A 382-nucleotide genomic window follows, 5' to 3' on the forward strand; every position below is an offset into this window, starting at 1 on the left:
AGGCTGATCCCTGCGGTTTATCCGCATCCAGCAATTCAACGGTTACGGCTGTCGAGCAACGGCCGTCCGGCGATGGGGGCGGATGACCAGACGGTTTCGAAATTATCTCGTAGTTCTGGCCATATCCTTGGCGATGTGGGCTGTGATTCTCGGCATTGTTTACTGGCTGTTTCGATAGCCAGCCCCGCTTGGGGTGGATTGCAATGATGCACGCGTCCAGCGGCAATGAATCGGGGATATGGCGGCGGTTCCTGGAGCTGCCGCAATTTGGCTTTGCTGGCGTGACCTTATGACGGGGTCAAACCAGGAAGGCCCATCATGAAGAAATCCGTTGCAGCACTCTATCTTGCCGCTCTGTCCCTGCCGGCTGCCTCCAGCGCGC

At 57.9% G+C, this 382-nt stretch carries 1 protein-coding gene; it reads left to right on the forward strand.

Features of this window, described 5'->3' with window-relative positions; translation table 11 throughout:
* The coding region (locus tag EN824_RS35685; protein WP_210236378.1) for a hypothetical protein at window positions 1-207 on the forward strand (207 nt) is incomplete at its 5' end.
* Window positions 208-382 lie beyond the last annotated feature (175 nt).

This window comes from Mesorhizobium sp. M8A.F.Ca.ET.181.01.1.1 (genome assembly GCF_004792025.1).
Lineage (GTDB): Bacteria > Pseudomonadota > Alphaproteobacteria > Rhizobiales > Rhizobiaceae > Mesorhizobium.